21 protein-coding genes are annotated in these 25771 nt (G+C 72.2%); 7 read left to right on the top strand and 14 right to left on the bottom strand.

All coding sequences use genetic code 11. The features are described 5' to 3' along the window. Positions 1–71: 71 nt before the first annotated feature. The 3 genes from AB4Y83_RS15495 to hrcA all read right to left on the bottom strand — a co-directional run bounded on the left by AB4Y83_RS15495 (position 72) and on the right by hrcA (position 3093). A complete protein-coding gene (locus AB4Y83_RS15495) occupies positions 72–815 on the bottom strand; it encodes a 16S rRNA (uracil(1498)-N(3))-methyltransferase (protein ID WP_442274690.1) in 744 nt (247 codons plus the stop codon). An 18-nt stretch (positions 816–833) separates the two neighbouring features. Next, a complete protein-coding gene (gene dnaJ, locus AB4Y83_RS15500) occupies positions 834–1967 on the bottom strand; it encodes a molecular chaperone DnaJ (protein WP_020142578.1) in 1134 nt (377 codons plus the stop codon). A gap of 82 nt (positions 1968–2049) precedes the next feature. Then, positions 2050–3093 (bottom strand): heat-inducible transcriptional repressor HrcA, encoded by a 1044-nt coding sequence (gene hrcA / locus AB4Y83_RS15505; RefSeq protein WP_056824900.1) that lies wholly within the window; start codon positions 3091–3093, stop codon positions 2050–2052. 167 nt (positions 3094–3260) lie between these two features. On the opposite strand from hrcA, the gene AB4Y83_RS15510 reads away from it, so the two are divergent. Then, on the top strand, positions 3261–4145 hold the full coding sequence (locus AB4Y83_RS15510; protein ID WP_442297415.1) for a DUF3097 domain-containing protein: 885 nt from the start codon (positions 3261–3263) through the stop codon (positions 4143–4145). Positions 4146–4206: 61 nt separating this feature from the next. On the opposite strand, the gene AB4Y83_RS15515 is transcribed toward AB4Y83_RS15510, so the two are convergent. From AB4Y83_RS15515 to hemW, 3 genes are all read right to left on the bottom strand, one after another. After that, a complete protein-coding gene (locus AB4Y83_RS15515) occupies positions 4207–5925 on the bottom strand; it encodes a CHAP domain-containing protein (RefSeq protein WP_442297416.1) in 1719 nt (572 codons plus the stop codon). Between the two features lie 141 nt (positions 5926–6066). Then, on the bottom strand, positions 6067–7563 hold the full coding sequence (locus tag AB4Y83_RS15520; RefSeq protein WP_442297417.1) for an aldehyde dehydrogenase family protein: 1497 nt from the start codon (positions 7561–7563) through the stop codon (positions 6067–6069). Positions 7564–7589: 26 nt separating this feature from the next. After that, entirely contained in the window at positions 7590–8825 is a 1236-nt protein-coding gene (gene hemW / locus AB4Y83_RS15525) for a radical SAM family heme chaperone HemW (protein ID WP_442297418.1), read from the bottom strand. Positions 8826–8887: 62 nt separating this feature from the next. On the opposite strand from hemW, the gene AB4Y83_RS15530 reads away from it, so the two are divergent. Continuing rightward, positions 8888–9613 (top strand): peptidylprolyl isomerase, encoded by a 726-nt coding sequence (locus tag AB4Y83_RS15530; protein ID WP_442297419.1) that lies wholly within the window; start codon positions 8888–8890, stop codon positions 9611–9613. Positions 9614–9619: 6 nt separating this feature from the next. Here AB4Y83_RS15530 and AB4Y83_RS15535 read toward each other — a convergent pair whose 3' ends face one another. Both AB4Y83_RS15535 and AB4Y83_RS15540 read right to left on the bottom strand, forming a co-directional pair. After that, the gene (locus AB4Y83_RS15535) at positions 9620–11554 is read right to left on the bottom strand and encodes a glycosyltransferase family 61 protein (protein WP_442274696.1); all 1935 of its coding nucleotides are present in this window, start codon (positions 11552–11554) and stop codon (positions 9620–9622) included. A gap of 66 nt (positions 11555–11620) precedes the next feature. After that, the gene (locus AB4Y83_RS15540; RefSeq protein WP_442274697.1) at positions 11621–12364 is read right to left on the bottom strand and encodes an MFS transporter; all 744 of its coding nucleotides are present in this window, start codon (positions 12362–12364) and stop codon (positions 11621–11623) included. Between the two features lie 96 nt (positions 12365–12460). On the opposite strand from AB4Y83_RS15540, the gene AB4Y83_RS15545 reads away from it, so the two are divergent. After that, on the top strand, positions 12461–13291 hold the full coding sequence (locus tag AB4Y83_RS15545) for a tyrosine-protein phosphatase (protein WP_442297420.1): 831 nt from the start codon (positions 12461–12463) through the stop codon (positions 13289–13291). 64 nt (positions 13292–13355) lie between these two features. On the opposite strand, the gene lepA is transcribed toward AB4Y83_RS15545, so the two are convergent. Then, entirely contained in the window at positions 13356–15200 is a 1845-nt protein-coding gene (gene lepA, locus AB4Y83_RS15550) for a translation elongation factor 4 (RefSeq protein ID WP_442274699.1), read from the bottom strand. 199 nt (positions 15201–15399) lie between these two features. On the opposite strand from lepA, the gene AB4Y83_RS15555 reads away from it, so the two are divergent. Then, positions 15400–16536 carry a M48 family metallopeptidase gene (locus tag AB4Y83_RS15555; protein WP_442297421.1) on the top strand — a complete coding sequence of 379 codons (1137 nt, stop codon included), beginning with the start codon at positions 15400–15402 and terminating at the stop codon, positions 16534–16536. Positions 16537–16632: 96 nt separating this feature from the next. On the opposite strand, the gene AB4Y83_RS15560 is transcribed toward AB4Y83_RS15555, so the two are convergent. Continuing rightward, the gene (locus tag AB4Y83_RS15560; RefSeq protein WP_442274701.1) at positions 16633–17871 is read right to left on the bottom strand and encodes an MFS transporter; all 1239 of its coding nucleotides are present in this window, start codon (positions 17869–17871) and stop codon (positions 16633–16635) included. A gap of 125 nt (positions 17872–17996) precedes the next feature. On the opposite strand from AB4Y83_RS15560, the gene AB4Y83_RS15565 reads away from it, so the two are divergent. Next, positions 17997–18542, top strand: coding sequence for a type II toxin-antitoxin system PemK/MazF family toxin (locus AB4Y83_RS15565; RefSeq protein ID WP_442297422.1), 546 nt, complete (start codon positions 17997–17999; stop codon positions 18540–18542). Positions 18543–18602: 60 nt separating this feature from the next. Here AB4Y83_RS15565 and rpsT read toward each other — a convergent pair whose 3' ends face one another. The 4 genes from rpsT to AB4Y83_RS15585 all read right to left on the bottom strand — a co-directional run bounded on the left by rpsT (position 18603) and on the right by AB4Y83_RS15585 (position 23158). Then, entirely contained in the window at positions 18603–18863 is a 261-nt protein-coding gene (gene rpsT / locus AB4Y83_RS15570) for a 30S ribosomal protein S20 (RefSeq protein WP_020142594.1), read from the bottom strand. 226 nt (positions 18864–19089) lie between these two features. Further along, positions 19090–20049 carry a DNA polymerase III subunit delta gene (holA, locus tag AB4Y83_RS15575; protein WP_442297423.1) on the bottom strand — a complete coding sequence of 320 codons (960 nt, stop codon included), beginning with the start codon at positions 20047–20049 and terminating at the stop codon, positions 19090–19092. Positions 20050–20119: 70 nt separating this feature from the next. Beyond that, positions 20120–22360: an ATP-dependent DNA helicase gene (locus tag AB4Y83_RS15580; RefSeq protein WP_442297424.1), complete on the bottom strand. Its 2241-nt coding sequence runs from the start codon at positions 22358–22360 to the stop codon at positions 20120–20122. 123 nt (positions 22361–22483) lie between these two features. Further along, positions 22484–23158, bottom strand: coding sequence for a TetR family transcriptional regulator (locus AB4Y83_RS15585; protein ID WP_442274705.1), 675 nt, complete (start codon positions 23156–23158; stop codon positions 22484–22486). Positions 23159–23241: 83 nt separating this feature from the next. Here AB4Y83_RS15585 and AB4Y83_RS15590 point away from each other — a divergent pair, with 83 nt between their 5' ends. Further along, complete coding sequence (locus AB4Y83_RS15590; RefSeq protein ID WP_442297425.1) at positions 23242–23835, top strand: TIGR03086 family metal-binding protein; 594 nt, start codon at positions 23242–23244, stop codon at positions 23833–23835. A 116-nt stretch (positions 23836–23951) separates the two neighbouring features. Next, a complete protein-coding gene (locus AB4Y83_RS15595; protein ID WP_442297426.1) occupies positions 23952–25655 on the top strand; it encodes a formate--tetrahydrofolate ligase in 1704 nt (567 codons plus the stop codon). Positions 25656–25771 lie beyond the last annotated feature (116 nt).

Below are 25771 nucleotides of genomic sequence, written 5' to 3' on the forward strand. Positions count from 1 at the left end.
CCCCCCCGTTCGAGGTGAGCGCGGCACCCACCCCCGTAACGAGATCACCTCGAACCAGAGGGCGTATGCCGTCAGGTCCAGCGGGTGCGTGCGCTGAGGACGGCGAGGGCGGCGGGACCGGCGGACGACGCCCGCAGGATCGTCGACCCGAGCCGGACCGGTCGCGCTCCCGCGGCGCTGAGGGCGTCGATCTCGCGGTCGGTGATGCCACCCTCCGGACCGACGACAACGAGCACGTCGCCCGAAGCGGGCAGCTCGACGGACGCGAGCGGCTCGGTGGCGTCCTCGTGGAGCACGAGCGTGAGTGAGGCCTCCCCGACACGGGCCACGAGCGGAGCGAGCCCGACCGCGGGGGACGTCACCGGCACACGCGACCGGCGTGACTGCTTGGTCGCCCGGGCCACGACCGCGGCCCACTTGGCCAGGGACTTGGCGGCGCGGTCTCCGCGCCAGACGACGACGGAGCGCTCCGCCTGCCAGGGCACGACCTCGTCTACACCGAGCTCGGTGGCGGCCTCGACGGCCTGCTCGTCACGGTCGCCCTTGGCGAGGGCCTGGACGAGGACGAGGCGTGGGGCCGGCTCGGCCTCGTCGCTGACCTCGATCACGCGGCCGCGCACCCATGCCCGGTCGACGTCGGTGGCCTCGAGCAGGGCGCGCCGGCCCGCACCGTCGGCGACGAAGTAGCGCTCACCCGGTCGGATGCGCACGACCGTCGCGGCGTGACGCCCCTCGTCACCGTCGAGGAGCAGGGACGCCCCGACGACGGCCCCGGCGACCGCGGACGGCTCGCCGAGGAAGAGCTGGTGGGTCACCGGGCACTCACGTGGGGGTCACTTCTCCTTGAAGGCGTCGCGCAGCTTGCCGAACAGCCCCTTGTTGGCGGGGGTGAGGCGACCCTCGTGTCGCTCCTCGCCGCGCAGGGTCGCGAACTGGTGCAGCAGCTCCCGCTGCTCCTCGGTCAGGCGCGTCGGCGTCTGCACCGTGGCGTGCACGAGCAGGTCGCCGCGACCCCCGTGGCGCAGGTGGGTGACGCCGAGGCCGCGCAGGGTCAGCACGTCGCCGCTCTGCGTGCCGGGCTTGATCTCGAGGTCCTGCATGCCGTCGAAGGTGGACAGCTTGAAGCTCGTGCCGAGTGCGGCCGCGGCCATGGGCAGCTCGACGTTGCAGTGCAGGTCGTCACCGCGACGGGTGTAGGTGTCGTGGTTGACGACGCGGATCTCGACGTAGAGGTCGGCCTTGGGCCCGTTGCCGGGGCCGACCTCGCCCTCTCCGGTCAGCTGGATGCGGGTGCCGGTGTCGACGCCCGCGGGCACCTTGAGCTTGAGCGAGCGACGGGTGCGCACGCGGCCGTCACCCGAGCAGTCGTGGCACGGGTCGGTGAGGGTCGAGCCGTAGCCCTGGCAGTTGACGCACGGGCGCGAGGTCATGACCTGGCCGAGGAAGCTCCGCTGGATCTGCTGCACCTCACCGGCGCCCTTGCAGATCTGGCAGGTCTGGCGACCGGTGCCGGGCTCGGCGCCGTCGCCGTCGCAGCGCTTGCAGCCGACCGCGGTGTCGAGCGTCAGCTCCTCCTCGGAGCCGAAGACGGCCTTCGACAGGTCGATGTCGAGGCGCACGAGGGCGTCCTGGCCGCGCTGCACGCGGGCCCGGGGTCCGCGCGTGCCGGCCTGGGCGCCCGCGCCGAAGAAGGCGTCCATGACGTCGCTGAACGAGAAGCCCTGTCCCGCACCGAAACCGGCGCCACCACCCGAGGCGAAGGGGTCGGCGCCCATGTCGAAGGACTGGCGCTTCTGCGGGTCGGAGAGCACGTCGTAGGCCTGCGAGACCCGCTTGAACTCCTCCTCGGCCTCGGCGCCGGGATTCACGTCCGGGTGCAGCTTGCGGGCGAGCCGACGGTAGGCCTTCTTGATCTCCTCCTGGCTCGCGTCGCGCGAGACCCCGAGGACGGCGTAGTAGTCGTTCAAGCTGAGATTCCTTTTGGTACGTGGTGCTTTCGGTTCCGGCGCGGCGCTGCGCCGGCGGACTGGCCGCTGTGCTGCAGGTGGGTCAGGTGGCCTGGTTCTCGTCGAGGATCTCGGAGACGTAGCGCGCGACGGCGCGGACCGAGGCCATCGTCGTGGGGTAGTCCATGCGGGTCGGGCCCAGCACTCCGAGGCTCGCGACGCGCTCGGCACCGGAGCCGTAGCCCATCGACACGAGGGACGTCGACTGGAGCCCGGTCACGGGGTTCTCGGACCCGATGCGCACGGAGACGAGGTCGGGGTCGTCGCCGAGCTGGCCGAGCAGGCGCAGCAGCGTCACGTGCTCCTCGAGTGCCTCGAGGATCGGGCCGATGGTGCGGGGGAAGTCGGTGCCGGCGCGTGCGAGATTGGCCTGACCGGCGAGGACGACGCGCTCCTCACGCTCCTCGACGAGGGCGTCGCCGAGGGCGGACACCACGGCCTCCATGGCGGCACGGTCGGCCTCGTCGGCCTCGTCGACGAGGCGCCGGAGGCGGGTCGCGGCCACGGTGAACGGCACGCCGGCCGCCACCTCGTTGATGCGCGCGCGGATCGTGGCGACCAGCGCCTCGCCCGTGCCGTCGGAGAGCACGCGGCCCGTGTCGACGACGCGCTGCTCGACGCGCCCGGTGTTGACGATGAGCACGATCATCAGGTGTGAGGACCCCATCGGCACGAGCTCGATGTGGCGCACCGTCGACCGCGTGAGCGAGGGGTACTGCACGACGGCGACCTGACGGGTCAGGCTCGCGAGCAGGCGCACGGTGCGGTCGACGACGTCGTCGAGGTCGACGGCGCCCTCGAGGAACTGGCCGATGGCCCGGCGCTCGCCCGACCCGAGGGGCTTGACGGCGCTCAGGCGGTCGACGAAGACGCGGTAGCCGGCGTCGGTGGGCACGCGCCCGGCCGACGTGTGCGGCGCGTGGATCAGGCCCTCCTCCTCGAGCAGGGCCATGTCGTTGCGCACGGTCGCGGCGCTGACGCCGAGGTGGTGGCGCTCGACGAGGGCCCGGCTCCCCACCGGCTCGGAGGTCTGGACGTAGTCCTGCACGATCGCGCGCAGCACCATCAGCCTGCGGTCCTCGCTCATCGCGTCCCCTCCTTCACGGGTCTGGCACTCTCGATCGACGAGTGCCAAGTCTACGTCGTGCCTCGCGGATCTCCGATTTCATCCAACCGTATGCCGTCGGGGCAGCTCCGACCCCGCCCGCGTGGCGGCTGCGTCCGGGTCCACCAAGCGGCATACCCTCCCTAGTCGTGTCCCCCAACGATCGCTACGGATCCGACGTGCTCAGCGGCGACTGGCGTGCCCCGCGCCGCGGCCGGTCGACCCCGACCCCGGCCGAGCCCGACCTCGTCGTCGAGGAGGTCGAGACCGGCTGGGTCGGCGCCGTCGTGCGGGTCGAGAAGGCCGGCGGGATGCACGTCGTCCACCTCGAGGACCGCCGCGGGCGCACCAAGGCCTTCCCCCTCGGCCCGGGCTTCCTCGTCGACGGCGCCCCGGTGACGCTCACTCCCCCGCAGGTCGCCGCCGGTGCCGCCCTCGCCGACGCGCGCCGGGCCGCGTCCCGGACCGCGAGCGGCTCGGTCGCCGTCGAGGGAGCGCGAGCGCGCGTCGCGAGCGGGTCGCGGATCTACGTCGAGGGTCGTCACGACGCCGAGCTCGTCGAGAAGGTCTGGGGCGACGACCTGCGCGTCGAGGGCGTCGTCGTCGAGCTCATGGACGGCGTCGACGACCTCGCCGGCATCATCACCGAGTTCCAGCCGGGACCCGGTCGGCGCCTCGGCGTGCTCGTCGACCACCTCGTCCCCGGCACCAAGGAGGCCCACATCGTCGCGCAGGCCCAGGCGCTTCCCGGCCTGTCCCAGCACGTGCGCATCCTCGGCCACCCCTACGTCGACGTCTGGCAGTCCGTGCGCCCGGAACGGCTCGGCTGGCAGCAGTGGCCGGTCATCCCGCGCGGGACGTCGTGGAAGGACGGCATCTGCGCCGAGCTCGGCTGGGCCCACGCCAGCCAGGCCGACATCGCCAACGCGTGGAAGCGGATCCTCGGCACGGTGCGCACCTACGCCGACCTCGAGCCGACGCTGCTCGCGAGCGTCGAGGAGCTCATCGACTTCGTCACGGAGCCCGGCGCCTGAGCGGCGACGGGCGCCCGGGACGCCGTGGCCTTGGGCACCCAGGTCGCCCAGGTCCCCCAGGTCACTTCTTGAGGTAGCCCTGGACGTCGACGACGAGGTAGGACGCCGCGCTCGTGTGCACCGTGATCGCCCCGTCGGCGCCGACCGGGACGACGACGGCGTTGACCCGGGCGCGGCCCGAGGCCACGGTGACGTTCGCGGGGGTCGGTCGGGTCGTGCCCGAGGCGTACGCCGTCACGGTGGTCGTCGCCGTCGGCGCGATGGGCGTCAGGGTGATCGACACGGCCGCCACCCCGACGGTGGGCACCCCGGCCCGGCCGAGGACGGGCACCGAGACGGTCGAGCCCGCCGCGACGCGCCCCGTCGGGGCACCGAGCCCGATGCGCGTGTCGAGCACCCGTGACGGGGCGAGCGCGACGTGGTCACCGCCCGTCCTGAACCAGCCGACCACGTCGACGAGCAGGTCGGTCTCGGCCGTGGACTGGATGGTCACCTTGCCGCCGGTGCCGATCCGCGACACGACGACGCCCGTCATGGCGGCGTCCGCGTCGTAGCGCACGTGCGYGGTCGTCGGCCGGGTCGTCCCCGTCGGGTATGCCGTCAGCCAGCCGCCCGCGCTGGGCGCGGCCGCCGAGACGGCGAGGACGACGGCCGACGCCCCCGTGCTCGGGACGATGCCGGCGCCGGCCACCGGCAGGTCGACGCTGCCGTTCGCGGGCACGCGCACCCGGGCGGTGCCGAGACCGGTGCGGGTGTCGAGCACACGGGTCGGCGTGACGGAGACGAGGTGCCCCGTCGTGGGGTACCACCCGACGACCTCCGCGACGAGGTGCGCCGCCGCCGAGGTGTAGAGCCGGACCTTGCCGTCGGTGCCGAGCCGGGCCGGGACGAGCTCGCTGATCGTGCCGGCGGCCGGGTAGGTGACGCTGCGGGAGCCGGGGCGGGTCGCACCGGACGGGTAGCTCGTGAGGTAGCCGGCCGCGGTGGGGGCGGTGACCGTCACGTTGAGGAACGCGGTGCCGACCCCGCCGCTCGGGACGCCGCCTCGGCCGCTGACCTGCAGGCCGATCGACGTGCCGGCCGCGACCTTGGCGGCCGGAGCCCCGAGGCCGGTGCGGGTGTCGAGCAGCCGGGTGGGGGTCACGGGGCGGTAGACGTCGGTGTCGACGACCGTCGCGCCCTGGTCCTTGAGGTGGATGAAGCCGTTGGGCCACCTGCCGCCGGCCCGGGTGACCTTGCGCCACTTGAAGTCGCCACCCCAGTTGTCCTCGGACACGAGGATCTCGTCGGCCGACACCACCCTCTCGACGTAGGCGACGTGTCCCGTCGAGGAGAAGGAGGTGTTCCACCAGGCGACCGACCCGACGGCAGGGTCGTCGTTGGTCTGGCTCGGGAAGGCCGGACCCCAGTTGTAGGCATTGCCGGACAAGGTGGCGGGCTTGGTGTTGGGCAGGCCGTTCTTGACGAGGCGGTAGGCGACGTAGTTCGTGCAGTTGTGCCCCGTCGACTGGCGCCAGTAGCTCGTGGCGCTGTTGTCCTTGTAGCCCGAGTTCGGGTAGCCGGCCGCCTGGCACGGGTCGTAGCCGGTGCACAGCACGATCCACTCGGCGGAGCGGGCCGGTCCCGCCAGACCGACCGTCCCGACGGCGCCGAGCAGGAGCGCGACCACCGCGAGGAGAACGGCGCCGGTGCGCGTCCGTGCGGGACGGGGGCCCCGAGCGGAGGCGGTGCCGGGCCCGGAGAGACGGGGGTCGGCCATGAGGTCGCGCTCGAGTGGCATCGGTGTCTCCCGTGGTCGCCGTGGGTGCTCTCGGCAATCTAGGACAATCGGGCCACACGATCACTGGTTTCCCAGAAATCCCATGCGACACGCGAGAGATCTACGTGATCCCGGACCACTCCTGTGTTAATGACACGGCTGTCATTTGTGCTGCTGCGGCTCCGAGCGGTCCCCGCGTCGCCGGCGGCCGGGGACGGCGAGGCGGGCGATGACCTGCTCCTTGAGCGAGGTGAAGGGCGGTCGCACCCAGACCGTGGTGTCGGGCCTGGTGGGCAGCGTGAGCACGGCCTTGTCGTGCGAGAAGAGCGCGACGGACCGCTCGCCGTGGTACGCGCCCATGCCGCTGGGCCCCACCCCACCGAAGGGCAGGCCGGGGACGGCGAGGTGCGCGAGGGGGATGTTGAAGCCGAGCGCGCCGGACGAGGTGTCGCGCACGAAGCGCTGACGCACCTCGTCCGAGCCCGTGAAGACGTAGAGCGCCAGCGGCTTGTCACGTCGGTTGACGACGTCGATCGCCGCGTCGAGCCCGTCGACGGCGACGAGGGACAGGACGGGTCCGAAGATCTCCTCACGCATGACGAGCTCACGCGGGTCGTCCGCGTCGTCGACCTCGACGAGAGTCGGCTCGAGGTAGCGCGTGGACGCGTCGGACCGACCGCCGGCAACGACCCTGGCCGGGTCGACGAGAGCGGTGAGCCGCTCGAAGTGGCGCGCGTTGACGATCCGGCCGTAGTCGGCCGATGCCGACGGGTCGTCACCGAACGCCTCTCGGATCGCTTGCCCGAGAAGGGGTTTGAGGGCGTCGAGCGTCGAACGGCTCGCGAGCACGTAGTCGGGCGCCACGCACGTCTGGCCGGCATTGGTGAACTTGCCCCAGACGAGCCGCCGGGCGGTCACCTCGAGGTCGGCATCGTCGGCCACGTAGGCCGGGGACTTGCCCCCGAGCTCGAGCGTCACCGGCGTCAGGTGCCGGGCGGCGGCCTCGAGGACGACCCGGCCGACGACTCCGTTGCCGGTGTAGAAGATGTGGTCGAACCGCTCGGCGAGCAGCGCGGTCGTCTCCGGGACCGCACCCTCGACGACGTGGACGGCCGCGGCGTCGAGCTTCAGGGGCAACAGGCGTGCGAGCGCCCGTGAGGTGGCCGGGGCGATCTCGCTCGGCTTGAGGACGACGGCGTTGCCGGCGGCGAGCGCGCCCACGAGGGGGGCGAGGCACAGCTGGACCGGGTAGTTCCACGGCGCGATGACGAGGACGACACCGAGCGGCTCCCGCACGACCTTGGCCCGGCCGGGTGCGAGCGAGAGCGGCACCGGCACACGGCGCGGGGCGGTCCACGACCGAAGGTGTCGCAGCGTGTGGTCGATCTCGCGGACGACGAAGCCGGTCTCGGTGACCCAGGCCTCGGTGGCGCTCTTGCCGAGGTCGGCGTGCAGCGCCTCGGCGAGCTCGTCCTCGTGGTCGACGAGCAGCGAGCGCAGGGCCCGCAGCTGGGCGACCCGCCACTCCCGGGGCTTGGTGACCCCGTCGTCGAAGGCGCGTCGGGCCGCGGCGACGACCTCCGCGGCGTGGGACACCGCTCCGCGGCTCGCGTGGGAGTCCGCCGCGTCACCGGTGGTCGTCGACAGGGTCTCGCTCATCGGGGGCCTTCCTCGTCGAGGGCTCCTCAGGAGGCGAGGAGCCGGTGCACCACCGTGTCCGCGAGCAGGCGCCCGCGCCGGGTCAGGACGAGACGCGAGTCCCGCAGGACGGCCGTGCCGTCGAGCAGGCCGTCGGCGATGAGGCCGGCCACGGCGGTGCGACCCGATCCTCGCAGATCGGAGACCGGCAGTCCCTCGACGAGGCGTGTGCCGAGCAGCACACGCTCGTCGTAGCGCTGGTCGTCGGTGAGCATCTCGCGCGCCTGGGCGGGGGACTCCCCCGCACCCAGCCGGGCGGCATACGCACTGGGGTGCTTGACGTTCCACCAGCGGAGGCCGCCGACGTGGCTGTGGGCACCCGGTCCGACGCCCCACCAGTTCGTCCCCGACCAGTAGGCGACGTTGTGGCGGCACCGGGTCTGCTCCGAGCGCGCCCAGTTGCTCACCTCATACCACCCGAACCCGGCGGCGGAGAGCAGGTCGTCGGCGAGCTCGTACTTGTCGGCCTCGTCGTCGTCCTCCGGCGCCGGCACGAGCCCGCGGCGCACCTGGGCCGCGAGCTTGGTGCCGTCCTCGACGACGAGCGCGTAGGCCGAGATGTGGTCGGGCTCGAGGGCGACGGCGGTCTCGAGGCTGCGTCGCCAGTCCTCGAGCGACTCCCCCGGCGTGCCGTAGATGAGATCGACGCTGACCTGCATCCCGGCCGCCTTGGTGGCGGCGACGGCTCGCGCGACGTTGTCGGGGTCGTGGGTGCGCTCGAGCGTGTGGAGCACGTGGGGCACCGCCGACTGCATCCCGACGGAGACGCGCGTGAATCCGCCCTCGGCGAGCTCCCGGAGCGAGTCGGGCGTCACGGAGTCGGGGTTGGCCTCGGTGGTGACCTCCGCGTCGGGGGTCAGCCCGAACCGCGTGCGTATGCCGTCCAGCACCGTCACGAGGTCGGCGGACCTCAGCATCGTGGGGGTGCCACCACCGACGAACACCGTTGACACCATGGGCGCTTCGTCGCCCAGGACCGAACGGGCGAGGTCGAGCTCGCGCAGGGCCGCGTCGGCGTACGTGTCGATGCCGATGCTCGCGCCCGGGCCGCCGAGCTCGGTCAGCGTGTAGGTGTTGAAGTCGCAGTAGCCGCAGCGGACCGTGCAGAACGGCACGTGCACGTAGATGCCGAGGTCGGTGCCCGGGAGGTCGGTCAGGGCCGCGGCGGGCAGCTCACCCGTGCGGGGAGCGGGGTCGCCGTCGGGGAGGGCGGAGGGCGGCATACGTCCATTGTCCCAGCCCGGAAGGCATGTCCCGTCCACTCCCCCGGTCGTACGCTGCCCCCATGCCCGAGGCGCCGTCGTCGCGACGCAGGAACGTGTGGTTCCTCGCGACGGTCGCGCTGGTCGTCGCCGCACTGGCGGTCGCGCTGTACGTCGCCGTCGTCGCACTGCGCGGCGGGGAGCCGGCATCCGCGCCCGCCGCGGGCGACGTCTCGTGCACGGCTCCCCCGCTACCACCCACGGCGTTCCCGACCTTCACGGCAGCTCCGGACGCGTCCGTGGCAGCGGGCTCGAGCTGGATCGCCGACGTGCGCTCGACGTGTGGGGACCTGACGTTCCGCCTCGACGGGAGGCGCGCCCCCAGGAGCGTCGCATCGTTCGTCACGCTGGCCCGCGCGGGCTACTGGACCGACAGCGTCTGCCACCGGCTCACCACGGACCCGGCGCCGACCGCCTTTCTCCAGTGCGGTGACCCATCAGGACGCAGCACGGCCGAGCCCGGCTACGACCTGCCCCTCGAGAACGTGCCCGCGGACCGGACCTACCGGGTCGGCGACGTCGGGCTGGCCCGGGGGGACGGCTTCCCCGGGACCGCCGGTGAGTTCTTCGTCGTCCACCGCGACTTCACGGTGCCGGCCGGGGCACCGGTCTACTCCCTCATCGGCAGGGTGACGTCGGGGCAGGAGGTCGTGCAGCACATCGCGGGGCTCGGCGGCGAGGACTTCCGGTCGGACGGGCCCCCCTTCACCTCGATCAGCGTGCTCTCCGTCGGAGTGCACGCCGGCTGACCGCCCTCAGCCGCGCCGTCGGGACAGCGGTCCGAGGGCGTCTGCGCGGTCGAGCCGCTCGGCGAGGAAGCGACCCTCGTCGTCGAGGTCGAAGGTGAAGCTCGACGCGAACGCCTGCTGGGTCCATGAGCCCTCGGGGTGCTCGAGGTCCGACCGGCTGCGCACCGCCGTGAGGTCGTGACCGCGCAGGGCCGAGATGAGGTACTCGTTGCGGGCCGTGTAGGCATCGGGTCCGAGCGCGAAGACGCGCTTGGGCGTCCGGCAGAAGGCCAGCGAGAAGAGGCCGCTGCCGGCGAAGCCTGCGATCGTCTCGGCGGCGCGGAAGAAGGCCACCTGCTCGGCGAGCGGGTGGTCCTCGGGGTGGACGACCTCGAAGCCTCGATCGACGAAGAACGCCTCGACCTCGGCGACGTTGTGGCACGAGCGCTTGAGGGAGGGCCGACGGGAGACGAAGATCCGGCGAGGGCGCTCGCGCTTCTCGGCCGAAGCGACGACGTGGTCCCCGACACGGTTCCAGATGGCCGCCATGGAGGGGTGGACGAAGCGCGGCAGCGAGAACATGCCCGTCGAGGTGTAGAGCCGCTCGGGTCGGCAGGGGGCCGTGAAGACGTGGATGTCCTCGGGCGTGATCCCGAACGCACCGAGGATGTCGATCTCGAAGGGCGCGAGGACGGCCGGCTCCCGGTCGTGCTGGAGCGTCAGGAGCACCTTGACGTCGGGTTCGAGCTCGCGGACCCGCTCCCAGGCCCACATCCGGCTCACCTGCTCGGTCACGAGGTGGCCGAAGTGCCCCGGCCACTCGGAGTCGAGGTGGAACCAGGCACCAGGCAGCCCATCGGGGGCGCTGATGTCCCGCCGCACGGTCCCGAACCGGGGCGCGCGCTCGACGACGTAGACGTTGGCGATCCGTTCCATCCAGCTCTGGCGGAACGTCTCGGGGAAGAGGATGTCGTCGCGCGTCACGATCTGCCCGCGCGAGCACGTCGGGGCGTCGTAGCGCCGTAGGACCATCTCGGGCACGGCGAGGCGGGACTGGACGTAGGGGTCGGCCTCCCGGTTGACGTCGTAGGCGCACGTCGCGGTCCACGTCACCGGGGGCAGGGCATCGAGCCGCTCCCCGAGTTCCGGCCGCCCCGCGAGGACGGCGTCGACCTCCTCCTCGCGCAGCTTCGGGGCGACGCGCACGCCGTTGACGACCCGGAGCACCTTGCTGTGGACATGGACCTGCTCGAGCGAGCGCCCGAGCCCCTCGACGTCCCGGTAGGCAGGCGCCTCGACCCGGTCGTCGTGGAAGTCGCGGGTGCGTGCCTCCTGCGCTGTGGCCACGAGGCCCCACAGGTCGCCGGCATAGGCAGCCTCGGGAGGCAGGTTCTCGTTGGGCAGGGCGTCGTCGACAGCGATCCGGGTGCCGCCGTCCGATGCCGTCAGCGACGCGGAGAGACGCTGCAGGAGCGGAGCCTCCGGGCCCGGGGTGGCGGCGGAGTCCTCGAGCGGATGCGGGACGAGCCGGCGGGCGACGTACTCGCCGCCCCGGCGCAGGTGCATGAAGACCCGCTGGAAGAGCAGGGCCTGGTCGTTGCCGTCCTCGTCGGACGCGTCGACGACGAGGTCGAAGGGTCCTTCGACGGTGAGCCGCGCATGCGTCGTCGAGGCGTCGTCGGGCAGCTGCACCGTCGACACGCGCAGGCCGGGCCACTGGCCCGCGAGGATGGTCGACCACGGCGCGGCGTCGGGGCCGCCCACGACGAGCACGGCACCGTCCGTGCGCCCCTGCAGGGCGGCGACGACGACCTCCATGGCGGCGAGGTGCGGCCGCACGTCGGCCCACCGCTGCTGGTCGGCGCGGAGGACCAGCTCGCTCGCCGGGTGCACCGCCGGCTCCCCCACGACAGGGTCGACGGCATCACCGTCCGTGGGTCGCGTGGCTGGCACAGGGGACATCCAAGCACGCCCTCGCCACCGGGAGCGTCAGGACGGGATGGTTGCCGGAGAGCTCACAGGCCGCGCTCAGCCCGAGTGCGTCGTGACGCCGTAGCGGCCCCGGGAGGCCAGCGCCCAGCGGGCCGCGGGCACCGACACGAATGCGATGACGACCATGAAGACCGCGAGGACCAGCCAGCCGGTCTCGCCGAGGTCGACGCAGACGTAGGTGACGACCGGTGGCGCACCGACCGCGAGGACGCTGAACCCGAGGCCGGCGAAGCCTTGGTACTGCCCCTGCCGCTCGTGCGGCGGCTCCATGACGAAGACGTGGAGGGAGAAGAGCCCGGTGACGACGGTGATGACGACGTAGGGCCAGTCGCGGATGACCGCGAGCCGCGGCTCGCCGACGGCCCGCGCGTGCAGGGCGATGTCGGGCAGCCGCGTCGAGTTCCAGGCGGCGAACCCCGTGAGGACGGCGTTGAGGACGAAGACGAGCGCCAGCATCCACGGGGTCGTGGCCAGGACCGGCGGCTCGCTGAAGACGGCCGCGCCGACCATGAACGCCGTGAGCACCCGGCGCGGGCCGCGCGTGTCGCCGAGGTGCCCAGCCGGCACCTGGACGACGATGCCGACCACCGCCGACACCGACATCGCGAGCGCCACCTCGGTGGCACTGAAGCCGACCTGGCGGGTGAAGTAGAGGGCGCTCGTCGTGAGGACGGCGCCGGCGCCGAACCGGTTGGCGAACGACCCCAGCGCGAGGATGCGCAGGTCGCGGTCCACCGGGATGTCCCGCCGGGTCAGTGGTTGGGTCGTCGTTGACGTCATGACACTCTCCTGGTCCCGCATTTCTCTCGACGTCAAGATATCTGGCGGTGGGCACATCGGTGCAGATCGTTTTCGACCGTCGCATATGGTGCTGGGGTGTACAGCCCCAACTGGATCGAGCTCGACGGTGTCGTCAACATGCGTGACCTGGGAGGCATGGTGACAGCCGGTGGCGACACCGTCCGACCGCGCCGGCTGCTGCGCTCCGACAACCTCCAGGACCTCACCCCCGGCTCCGTCGACGTCCTCGTCAACCGCTACGGCGTCAGTGACGTCGTGGATCTGCGCACCGACGTCGAGGTCGCCAAGGAGGGCGACGGCCCGCTCCGCGCGCTGGACGGCATACGACACCACCACCACACGCTCTACCGCGAGGACACGACCGAGTCGGGCATCCCGGCCGCGGAGCGCGCTCTTCCCTGGGAGACCGACGAGCGCCGCGACGCTGCCGCCGCTGCGGCTGCCGAGAGGAACGGTGGCCACCGCCCGAGCCACGACCAGTTCTGGTCGGAGCACTACCTCAGCTACCTCGCGAGCCGTCCCGACTCGGTCGTGGCGGCTCTGCACGCCATCGCTGCGAGCGAGGGCGCCACGGTCGTGCACTGTGCCGCCGGCAAGGACCGCACCGGCACGGTCGTGGGACTCGCGCTCAAGGTCGTGGGCGTGCCCGACGACCTCGTCGTGGCCGACTACGCGGCGTCGGCCGAGCGCGTCGCCGCGATCATGGACCGGCTGCGCGCCAAGGAGGCGTACGCCGCGAACCTCAAGGACAAGACGGTGGCGCAGCAGTCGCCGACCACCGACACGATGCGCCTGCTGCTCGCCGCGCTCGACGAGCGCTACGGCGGCCCGCTGGGCTGGCTCGACTCCCAGGGCTGGACGGCGGCCGACACGGAGCGCCTCCGCCGCAAGCTCCTCGAGGCCTGAGCCGCCACGGCCCCTGGCGTTGGGAGCGTCAGCCCCGACGACACCACAGAGGCTGCGGCTGTGACTACTTCTTCTTGTCGCCCTTGTCGCCGTCGCTCGACAGAGCAGCGACGAAGGCCTCCTGCGGCACCTCGACCCGTCCGACCATCTTCATCCGCTTCTTGCCCTCCTTCTGCTTCTCGAGGAGCTTGCGCTTGCGGCTGATGTCGCCGCCGTAGCACTTGGCAAGCACGTCCTTGCGGATGGCGCGGATGTTCTCTCGGGCGATGATCCGCGAGCCGATGGCGGCCTGGATCGGGACCTCGAACTGCTGACGCGGGATGAGGTCCTTGAGCTTGCTCGCCATCATGACGCCGTAGGCGTAGGCCTTGTCCTTGTGGACGATGGCCGAGAAGGCGTCGACGGTCTCGCCCTGGAGCAGGATCTCGACCTTGACGAGGTCGGCGACCTGCTCGCCGTCGGGCTCGTAGTCGAGCGAGGCGTAACCGCGGGTGCGCGACTTCAGCTGGTCGAAGAAGTCGAAGACGATCTCGGCGAGCGGCAGCGTGTAGCGCATCTCGACGCGGTCCTCGGAGAGGTAGTCCATGCCGCGCAGGTTGCCTCGCTTCTGCTGGCACAGCTCCATGATCGCGCCGACGAACTCCGACGGCGCGAGGATCGTGGCGCGCACGACCGGCTCGCTCACCTCGCGGATCTTGCCGTCGGGGTACTCGCTCGGGTTGGTCACGTGCACGGCCTTGCCGTCGTCCATCGTGACGTCGTAGACGACGTTGGGCTGGGTCGAGATGAGGTCGAGGTCGAACTCGCGCTCGAGCCGCTCCCGGACGATCTCGAGGTGCAGCAGCCCGAGGAAGCCGACGCGGAAGCCGAACCCGAGAGCCGCGGACGTCTCGGGCTCGTAGACGAGCGCGGCGTCGTTGAGCTTGAGCTTGTCGAGGGCGTCGCGCAGGTCGGGGTAGTCGGACCCGTCGATGGGATAGAGACCGGAGAAGACCATCGGCTTCGGGTCGCGGTAGCCGCCGAGGTCTTTCGTCGCCGGCTTGCTGGCGTTGGTCACGGTGTCACCGACGCGCGACTGGCGCACGTCCTTGACGCCGGTGATGAGGTAGCCGACCTCGCCGACGCCGAGACCCTTGCCGGGGACCGGCTCGGGGCTGATGACGCCGATCTCGAGCAGCTCGTGGGTCGCCCGGGTCGACATCATGACGATCTTCTCGCGCGGGCTGAGGTTGCCGTCGACGACGCGGACGTAGGTCACGACACCGCGGTAGGTGTCGTAGACCGAGTCGAAGATCATGGCGCGCGCCGGGGCGTCGGGGTCGCCGACGGGGGCGGGCAGCGTGCGGACGATCTTGTCGAGCAGCGGCTCGACGCCCGCGCCGGTCTTGCCCGAGACCCGGAGGCAGTCCTCGGGCTCGCAGCCGATGAGCTTGGCCAGCTCCTCGGCGTACTTCTCGGGCTGGGCCGCCGGCAGGTCGATCTTGTTGAGGACCGGGATGATCGAGAGGTCGTTCTCCATCGCGAGGTAGAGGTTCGCGAGGGTCTGTGCCTCGATGCCCTGGGCGGCGTCCACGAGGAGCACCGCACCCTCGCAGGCGGCCAGCGACCGGGACACCTCATAGGTGAAGTCGACGTGCCCCGGGGTGTCGATCATGTTGAGGGCGTACGTCGTGCCGTCGAGCTCCCACGGCATGCGCACGGCCTGGCTCTTGATCGTGATGCCGCGCTCGCGCTCGATGTCCATCCGGTCGAGGTACTGCGCGCGCATCGCGCGCGCGTCGACGACGCCGGTCAGCTGCAGCATGCGGTCGGCCAGCGTGGACTTGCCGTGGTCGATGTGCGCGATGATGCAGAAGTTGCGGATCAGGTCCGGCGGCGTTGCGTTGGGTGCCAACGCGGATCGGGCCATGGGCGACACGTGGGACGAACCTCGCAGAGTCAGGGTGACGGGGATGGTGCTGGTCGGTGGGCGGGCGGCGCTCGAGTCGCTCGAGCCGCTCGGAGTGCCCCCGCAGCCCCCACAGTCTCCCATGCTTTGGGGATCCGCCGCTCACGCCCTCGTGGCCCGCGCCCACCACCGACCCGAGTCGTGACGCACAATGGCGGCCATGCGCGCCCAACCCATGCAGGTCCTGCCCGTGGCCCCCGGGTCGCACGTGCCGCTGCGCCGTCACGTGCGGCACCCGCGGGAGATCCTGACGCTCGTCGTCGCGATCATCGCCTCGCTGCTCCTGCTCCTGGCCGCCTTCGCGGAGGTGTCGGCCGCCATCGACGAGCAGCGCACGCCGGACGTCTACGCGCTGGCGCTCGTGTTCGCCCCGCTGCTCGTCTGGTTCGCGCGCGGGCAGCTGTGGGCGCAGCAGCGGCTCACCGGCATCAAGCTGACCCCCGAGCAGTTCCCCGAGGCGTACGCGATGCTCGTCGACGCCGCGGGGCGCTCTGGCCTCTCCTACGTGCCCGACGCGTACGTCGTGCTCGGCAACGGTGTCATCAACGCGGCGGCGTCCGGCCACGGCTTCCGACGGTTCGTGTTCGTCAACAGCGACCTCCTCGAGGTCGGTGGAGCAGCACGCGAGCCCGACGCGCTCCGGTTCGTCATCGCCCACGAGGTCGGGCACATCGCCGCGGGTCACGTCAGCTACTGGCGCATCCTCGGCACGTTCGCCTCCCAGTGGATCCCGCTCGTCGGGTCGACGCTGAGCCGGGCCCAGGAGTACACCGCGGACAACTACGGCCACGCTCTCGCACCGCAGGGTGCCCGGTCGGCGATGGCGACCCTCGCCGGAGGCAAGTACCTCGGCCGGTCGGTCGACGTCGACGCGATGGCCGACCGCGCCGTCACCGAGCCCGGCTTCTTCGTGTGGGTGACCAACGCCGCGGCGAGCCACCCGGTGCTGCTGTGGCGCATGCACGCCCTGCGCGACCGACGCCGTCCGGGGCGGCTGCTCTGGCGCCCGAGGGAGCCGTGGCTGTGGGGCACTCCCGCGGCGCCGGGCGCCTACGCCCTGCCCGCCATGGTCGGCTTCTCGCCGACGCCGCTGCCCGAGGTGCTGTCCACCCGGCAGGTGGCCGATCGCGTCCCCGTCGACGCCGTGGCCAACACCGCGTCGGGTGCCCTGTCCAGCGCCGTGCCGTATGCCGTGCCCGCCGTCGTGAGTGAGGGCGCGGACGCCGCCCCGGAACCTCGTCGCGACCCGACCGGCCAGCCGGAGCCGGTCCGTGACGACGACCGCTGGCGCCCCTGACCCGTCGGGCGAGCGCCCCCGCCGCAGTCGAGCTGGGCGCCCCGTCCCAGTCGAGTGAGCGCCCCGTCCCAGTCGAGTGAGCGCCCCGTCCCGGCGTCAGGCGTTCGTCGTGGCCGACACGGCGGCAGCGTGCTCGACCTGACGCCCGGAGCCGGTGGCAGCAGCTCGCGCGCGGCGCTCGAGCACCGCTGACAGCACCGCCACGCCGACACCGAGCACGGCGAGACCGGCACCGACGAGGCTCGGCGCGCCGTAGCCCCAGCCCGCCGCGAGCACGATCGAGCCGAGCCAGGCCCCGAGGGCGTTCGCGGTGTTGAGCGTCGAGTGGTTGAGCGCTGCCGCGAGCGACTGCCCCTCGTGCGCGACGTCCATGAGGCGCGTCTGGAGCAGCGGCACGACGATCGAGGGCAGCAGGCCCAGGACGAAGACCATGACGACCGCGAGCCAGAGGATCTGGGCGGCCCACCCGAAGAGGGCGAGGAGCACGGCGATGGCTGCGAGCGCCCCGATGATCCCCTTGAGCACGCCGACCCGGTTGGCGACCCGGCCGCTGAGCACCATGCCGACGACCATCCCGACCCCGTAGGCCGCGAGCACCCACGGGATGTAGCGCTCGTCGAGCCCGGCGAGCTCGGTCATGGTCGGGGTGATGAAGGAGTACATCGCGAACATGCCGCCGAAGCCGACGACGCCGATGAGGAGGGCGAGCCAGACCTGGGGCCGGCGCAGCGCCTGCATCTCGGCCCGCATCGACTCCTCGCCGCTCGGCGGCTGGTGCGGCAGGAAGACCGCGATGGCCGCGACGGTCAGGACGGCGATGACGCCGACGAGGACGTAGGGCAGGTGCCACGAGAAGCGCTGTCCGAGCAGGGTCGCGAGCGGAACGCCGACGACGTTGGCGACGCCGAGGCCACCGAGGATGGCGGCGACGGCCGCCGTGCGGCGCCGGTGCGACACGAGGGACGCGGCGACGACCGAGCCGATGCCGAAGAAGGCACCGTGCGGCATACCCGCGAGGAAACGGGCAGCCATGACGGTCGGGTACGTGTTCGCCGCGAGGACGGCGAGGTGCGCGACGGCGAAGAAGGCCATGAGCCCCATGAGCAGACCCTTGCGCGGCGCCTTGGCGAACGCGATGGCGATGAGCGGCGCACCGACCACGACGCCGAGGGCGTAGGCCGAGACGTAGTGACCGGCGGTGGCGATGCCGACACCCGTCCCGTCGGCGATCTGCGGCAGCAGGCCCATCGTCACGAACTCCGTCGTGCCGATGGCGAACCCACCGACGGCGATGGCGAGGATGGCGAGGGTCGTGCGGCGTGCTGCGGGACTCACAGGGCTCTCCGGGTTCGGTCGTTCATCGGGATCCACGATGGTGGCGGCGGGCATGAGTGGTGCGGATCGCCGTCGACCCGGTCTCGGACCCCAACGGTAACGGTGCCGCGGCTACGGTGATTCCCATGCCCAGCACCTTCGAACGCCTGGTCGGTCGCCTGCGCGGCCTCGTGCGAGCCTCGCCCTCAACGACGCGCACCCGTTCGTCCGCGCCCAGCGCGCCCCAGCGTCCGGCTGCCACCTCGACACCGTCCGCCACCGCGAGGCCCTACCCCGGTGACGCGACGACCCTGCCGGACACGACGTATGCGCCGCGACCCGACGGCCGCCCCGATCCCGGCGAGATCGTCTGGACCTGGGTGCCCTACGAGGAGGACCACAGCCAGGGCAAGGACCGGCCGGTGCTCGTCATCGGACGCGAGGGCGACTGGCTCGTCGCACTGCCCCTGACGAGCAAGGACCACGACCGCGACGAGCAGCAGGAGCGTCGCTCGGGCCGCGAGTGGGTCGACATCGGCACCGGCGCGTGGGACGGCCGAGGGCGCCCGAGCGAGGTCCGGGTCAACCGGCTCGTCCGGGTCGACCCCGACGGGGTGCGGCGCGAGGGTGCTGTGCTCCCCCGCGACCGCTACGAGGAGGTCGTGGCCGCCGCGCGCGCCCACCACGGCTGAGACGCAGATCGGGCCCGTCACCACGAGGTGACGGGCCCGTTCAGACGAGAGGGTGGTGCGTCAGAGCGACGCGACCTTCTTCGCCAGCGCCGACTTCTTGTTGGCAGCCTGGTTCTGGTGGATGACACCCTTGCTGACAGCCTTGTCGAGCTTCTTCGAGGCGGTCTTGAGGGCCTCGGCAGCAGCGTCCTTGTCGCCGGAGGCCGTGGCCTCGCGGACCTTGCGGACCCACGTGCGAAGCTCGCTCTTGACGGCCTTGTTGCGCTCGGTGCGCGTCGCGTTCGTCTTGATGCGCTTGAGCTGCGACTTGATGTTTGCCACGTTGATGGTTTCTTTCGTTCGGTCGGATGGTTGCCGTTAGAGGGCGGCAAAGCTGCTCGGGACCGGGCGTGGGGACACCCTGCGTGAGCGGCTCTGGATGGTGCATGCATGCGCGCACGACCTGAGCGCGCACGCAAGGGTCAAAGTTACCAGCGGGCGGGGCGCTCGACCAAACCGGAGGTATGCCGTCCGGCGCGGTCCGCGCGGTCGTCCGGTGAGCTCGACCTCAGCGGGCCGCTCGCGCCCGGGAGATGGTCAGGATCGCCCGCTCGACGGCGTACACGGGGTCGCGGCCGCCGCCCTTGACCTCGAAGTCCGCGGCCGCCACCGCCTGCACGGCGACGGCGAGCCCGTCGGCGGTCCAGTGGCCGACGGCGCGGCGGGCCTTGTCGATCTGCCACGGAGCCATGCCGAGGCTCTTGGCGAGCTGGGCCGAGCTGCCCCGGCCAGCCGCGCCGACCTTGATGAGCTGGCGCAGCTGCGAGGCGATGACGGCGACGATCGGGACCGGGTCGACCCCGGTGGCGATGGCGTGTCGGAGCAGGCGCAGCGCCTCCCCGGAGTGCCCGGCGATCGTCGCGTCGGCAACCCGGAAGCCCGTGGCCTCGACCTTGCCCCCGTGGTAGGTGTCGACGACGGCGTCGTCGATCGTGCCCTCGGTGTCCGAGACGAGCTGGGAGCAGGCGGCGGCGAGCTCGCGGACGTCCTTGCCCACGGCCTCGATGAGGGCCCGCACGCCCTCGCTCGTGATCTTGCGCCGGGCCGCCGAGAACTCCTTCATGACGAAGTCGGTCTTGTCGCGGTCGGTCTTGATGGCGGGGCACTCGATGACGCGGGCCCCGGCCTTCTTCATCGTGTCGAGGACCTTCTTGCCCTTCATCCCTCCGCCGTGCGCGACGACGAGGCCGACGTCGGGGTCGGGCGCCGCGAGGAGCGCGAGCAGGTCGAGCTGGAGCTCGTCGGGTGACTCGTGGAGGTCGCGCACGACGATCGTCTTGGCGCCGCCGAAGAGCGAGGGACTGGCGTGCATCTGGAGGGCGCCGGACTCGTAGGTCGCGGCCTCGATGCGGATGACCTCGACGTCGGCCTCCTTGGCGCCGGCGAGGACGCCGGCGACGGCCCGCTCGACGAGGACGCCCTCGGGGCCGGTCACGAGCACGAAGGGAAGGATGGCCGGGTCGGTCATGGCCGCAACTCTGCCATGCGACGCCGACACCGCGGGACGCCCGGGATCCCGGGAAGCCCGCTGAGGCGTGTCAGTCGAAGAGGGCGCCCGACGCGATGGTCAGCCCGAGCTGCTCGACGCGAGCGGCGATCGTCTCCTCGGGCAGCTCGAAGTGGTCGACGAGCTCGTCGAGCTGCATGCCGGTCTCTGCTGCGTCGCGCAGCTCCTCGTCCTGCTCGTCGGTCCACGCGTGCCCGGACGTCACCGCGCTGCGCGAGGAGACCGGAGCAGGCGGGGCCACCGCGACCGGCCTCGGGTRCTCCGTGCCGTCGGCGTCGGACCGGGCCCCGGTGAGCGACCGCAGGGCCGGCTCCTCGACGGGGACGGGCGGCGGCGCCATGGCGTCGAGCCGGGCCAGCGCGGAGAGCACCATCTTCCTGTCGGTCGTCGGGTAGAAGGGCGGCAGCGAGCGCTGGAGGAAGCCGGCATACCTCGCCGTCATCATCCGGGAGTCGAGGAAAGCCACGACGCCGCGGTCGTCGGCACGGCGCACGAGACGTCCGGCGCCCTGGGCCAGGCGCAGCGCGGCGTGGGTGGCCGAGACGGCCATGAAGCCGTTGCCGCCCATCCGCGCGATCGCCTGCGACCGGGCGGAGGCGAGCGGGTCGTCGGGTCGTGGGAACGGGATGCGGTCGATGATGACGAGCTGGCACGACGAGCCCGGCACGTCGACGCCCTGCCACAGGGTGAGCGTGCCGAAGAGACAGGTGCGAGGGTCGCGCGCGAACTGGCGCACGAGGGTCGTGATCTGGTCCTCCCCCTGGCAGAGGACCGGGATGTCGTCGCCGAACCGCGCGCGCATGACCTCGGCGGCCGTCTGGGCCGCCCGCATCGACGAGAAGAGACCGAGGGTGCGGCCTCCGGCGGCACGCACGAGCTCCTCGATCTCGTCCAGCGTGTCGTCGCCGGCGCCGTCACGGCCGGGCGGCGGCAGCTGGGCGGCGACGTAGGCGATGGCCTGCTTGGGGTAGTCGAAGGGGCTGCCGACGTCGAGGCCCTGCCACGTGGGAGCGCCCTCGCCGCGCAGCCCGATCGTGCCGGCCACCGCGTCGAACGTGCCGCCGAGCTCGAGCGTCGCGGACGTGAGGACGACGGTGCGCTCCTCGAAGATCTTGTCGCGCACGAGCATGGCGACGCTCATCGGCGCGACGCGCAGGACCGGCCCGCGGCGCTGGTCGCGATTGAGCCAGACGACGTCGAGCTCGCGCTCCTCGAGGATCCGCTCGGCGTTCTCGTGGATCTCGTCGACGGCGGCGCGGGCCACCTGGCGGGCGCCGTCGGCCTCCTGCCCGGGCGGTGGCTTGAGGTCGCTCTGGACGGTGCGGGCCGTGTCACGCACCCGGGCGAGCGCGAGGCCGACGGAGTCGGGGATGCCGAGCATCCGCCCCTCCTCGATCGGCTCGAGCGCCTGGGCGAGCATCTCCCCCGCCTCGTCCATGGCGGCGGTGTTCTCGGACATGCGGCCGGCCTTCTTCGCAGCCGTCATGACCATGGTGCCGGTCAGCTCGTCGGTGATCGTCGCGGTGACGCGGTCGACGAGCTCGTGGGCCTCGTCGACGACGAGCACGTCGTGCTCGGGCAGCATCTGTCGGCCCTCGAAGGAGTCGATGGCCATGAAGGAGTGGTTGGTGACGATGACGTCGACGTCCTTGGCGGCCTCGCGGGCGCGCTCGACGAAGCACTCGGCGACGAGCGGGCACTTGCCGCCCATGCACTCGTGCGCCGACACCGAGACCTGCCGCCACGCGCGCTCCGAGACGCCGGGCACGAGCTCGTCGCGGTCACCGGAGTCGGTCGTGCTCGCCCACTCGCGCAGCCGGACGACCTCCTGGCCGAGACGGCCGACGGCGGCGTCGACCTGCCCGACCGACAGCAGTCCGTCCTCGTCGTCGGGGAAGCCACCCTCGAGCTTGTTGAGGCACACGTAGTTGCGCCGCCCCTTGACGAGGGCGTAGGTCGGTCGTCGCCCGAGCACGGGCGCGAGCGCATCGGCGACCCGCGGCATGTCGCGGTCGACGATCTGTGCCTGCAGCGCCAGGGTCGCGGTCGCGACGACCGCCGGTTTGCCCGCCTCGAAGGCGTGCGCGACGGCGGGCACGAGATAGGCGAGCGACTTGCCGGTGCCGGTCCCGGCCTGCACGAGCAGGTGCTCGCCGCCGTCGATGGCGTGGGCGACGGCCTTGGCCATCTCGACCTGACCGGGGCGCTCGACACCGCCGACCCCCGACACCGCGGCGTGGAGGAGGTCGTCGAGCGCGGGTCGCTGAGGCATTGGCTCAGCGTATGCCGCAGGGCCGACTCGCCGTGCCACCCGTCCCCCGCGTCGCGTGACCCGCGGTCGGGTCGCGCGCAGTGGCTGTGGCGCGGAGGCTCGGAGGCTCGGAGGCTCGGAGGCTCAGTGACTCCGTGCCCAGCGTTCGCCGAGCTCGGTGCCCGTCGGCGCGGTGGCGTCGAGCGTCGAGGGCTCCGGCGTGCACAACGCGTCGAGCTGCAGGCGGAGGTAGCGGCGCCGGAGGGCGACGGTCCGCGCGGGGTCGTCGACGCGTACGGCGGTCAGCTGCTCGAGCAGCATGGGGACGTCTGCCGCCTCGACGTCGCGGCGCAGCCGACCGGTGGACTGCGCCCGCCGCACGAGGGCGTCGACGAGGTCGCCGCCGCGGACGGCGAGGTCGCGCAGCTCGACCGTCGACCGGAACGTGCCGGCCAGCCGGACGGTCAGGGCGTGGACGTCGGCCTCGACCACGTCGGCGAGGAAGTCCTCGAAGGCTGACCACGCGTCACGGTCGTCGGCGAGCGCCCGCTCGGCCAGCTCGGCGAAACGGCGTAGCCCGTCGCCGCACACCCGCCGCAGCAGCTCGTCCCGGCCGGCATAGCGACGATAGAGACCACCGACACCGACTCCGGCCGCCTGCGCGACCGCGGCCATCGAGGCCTCCGGGTCGCGCAGCAGCACCTCCCGCGCCGCCTCGACGATGGCAGCGTCGTTGCGCGCCGCCTCCGCCTGGCGACCGCGCCGCGGTCGGTCCCGTGCGTCGTCGGCGGCGGGCTCCCCTGGCGTGCGGCTCGGCATGGACCGACCGTACCACTTGAACGGAACGCATCATTCCGTTAATGTCTATACGGAACGAACCATTCCGATAGAGAGGCACCCCGATGGACACGACGCAGACCRCTTGGACGATCCTCGACGCGGCGCACACCGCCCTGCGCGACACCGTGACCGCGGTGCGCACGGACGAGTGGGACGGCCCCACGCCGTGCTCCGACTGGACCGTGGCGCAGGTGCTCCAGCACGCGGCCGGCGACCAGCAGGCCTACGCGGCGATGCTCGGCGAGGGCGACTTCCCGGCATACGACCCCTTCTCCCCCACGGGCACCCTGGAGACGAGCGCGCTCGAGCTGCTCGACCCGCCGCTCAGGGCATCCCGCCTTGCCTTCTCGCGCGTCGGCGCGGACGACCCCGCGGTCGCCGTGCCGCTCCCGCAGGCACGGCTGGTCGCTCCGGTCGCCGTGGGCGCGGCCGCGCTGGACGCAGCGGTGCACGCCTGGGACATCGCGGTCGCGACCGGCCAGCCGTCCCCCATGGACGCCGGGCTCGCCGCGCAGCTGTACGCCGTGGCTGTCGAGATCGTCGAGCCCCTGCGCGGATTCGCCTATGCCGCAGCACTGCCCGGCGTCCAGGGTGATGCCGTCGACCGGCTGCTGCGCTACCTCGGACGAGACCCCAGCTGGTCCCCGACGCGCTGAGCCGCAGCCGTCCGTCTCCGACCGTGCGTCCGGACGTGCCGGCCTGGGACGGACGTCACGCCACCGACTGCGCCGATCTCGTTGTGCCGAGGCAGGTCCGGGGGTTGTATCGAGGTATGAGCGCACCCCTGCCCACCGACCTCGACATCGCGAACGCGGCGACCCTGCGTCCGCTCGCCGACGTCGCCGCCGACCTCGGCGTCACGTCCGACCACCTCGAGCCGTGGGGGCGTGACGTCGCGAAGATCGACCTCGCCGTCCTCGACGAGCCACCCCACCAGCCCGACGCGAAGTACGTCGTCGTCACCGCGATCACGCCGACGCCGCTCGGCGAGGGCAAGACGACGACCTCCGTCGGGCTCGCCCAGGCGCTGCAGCGGCTCGACAAGCGTGCCGTCGTCGCGCTGCGCCAGCCCTCGATGGGTCCGACGTTCGGGATCAAGGGCGGTGCGGCCGGCGGCGGCTACAGCCAGGTCGTCCCGATGGAGCGGCTCAACCTGCACCTGACGGGTGACTTCCACGCCGTCACGTCGGCCCACAACCTGCTCGCCGCGATGATCGACAACCACCTGCACCACGGCAACGCGCTCGGCCTCGACGTCCGCAACATCACGTGGCGCCGGGTGCTCGACGTCAACGACCGGGCCCTGCGCAACGTCGTCATCGGGCTCGGTGCACGTCAGGACGGCGTGGCCCGCGAGACGGGGTTCGACATCACGGCCGCGAGCGAGGTCATGGTGCTGCTCACCCTCGCGACCTCGCTGCGCGACCTGCGCGAGCGCCTCGGCCGGATCGTCGTCGGCTACACGACCGAGGGAAAGGGCGTCAGCGCCGAGGACCTGCACGCCGCCGGGGCGATGACGGCGATCCTCGCGGACGCCCTCAAACCCAACCTGCTCCAGACGCTCGAGGGCGGGCCGGCCATCATCCACTGCGGGCCGTTCGGCAACATCGCGACGGGCACGTCGTCCGTCACGGCCGACCTCATCGCCATGCGCGGCAGCGACTACGCCATCACCGAGGCCGGCTTCGGGGCCGACATGGGAGCCGAGCGCTTCTTCGACGTCAAGTGCCGGGTCAGCGGGCTCAGGCCCGACGTCGCCGTGATCGTGGCGACGGTCCGCGCGCTCAAGACCCATTCGGGGAGGTATGCCGTCAAGGCCGGAAAACCCCTGCCCGCGGGCCTGCTCAAGGAGAGTCCCAAGGACGTCGAGGCCGGGTTGGCCAACCTTCGCAAGCACGTCGAGATCGTGCGTCGCTTCGGCGTGCAGCCCGTCATCGCGATCAACGCGTTCCCCGACGACCACGACTCCGAGCACGCCGTCATCCGCCGCTTCTGCAACAGCCTCGGGGTCCGCTCAGCGGTGACCCGTCACGTCGCCGAGGGCGGGGCGGGAGCGCTGGAGCTCGCCCAGGTCGTCATCGAGGCCGCGCACGAGCCGACGAGCTTCGAGTTCCTCTATCCCCTCGACCTGCCGCTCGAGCAGAAGATCGAGGCCATCGCCACACAGATCTACGGCGCCGACGGGATCGACCTCAGCCCGGCGGCGGCCAGGGCGCTCAAGGACTACGAACGGCTCGGCTACGGCGGGCTGCCCGTGGTCATCGCCAAGACGCACCTGTCGATCTCGTCCGACCCCTCGCTGCGCGGAGCCCCGCGCGGGTGGCGGATGCCGGTGCGCGAGGTCCGGGCGGCGGTCGGGGCCGGCTACGTCTACGCGATCTGCGGAGACATGCGGACCATGCCGGGCCTGCCGACCTCCCCCAACGCCGAACGCATCGACATCGACGAGAACGGCTCCGTCACCGGCCTGTCCTGACGGTCGTCGCACCACGAACCGCCGGGCTGTAAGTGTGAGCGTGGATTCGCCCCGAATGCCGTGTGCGGCCACTAGCCTCAGCGTGGCCGGTGCCGGACCGGATCGATTACAGGGGA

Source organism: Terrabacter sp. RAF57, from assembly GCF_052113925.1.
Lineage (GTDB): Bacteria > Actinomycetota > Actinomycetes > Actinomycetales > Dermatophilaceae > Terrabacter.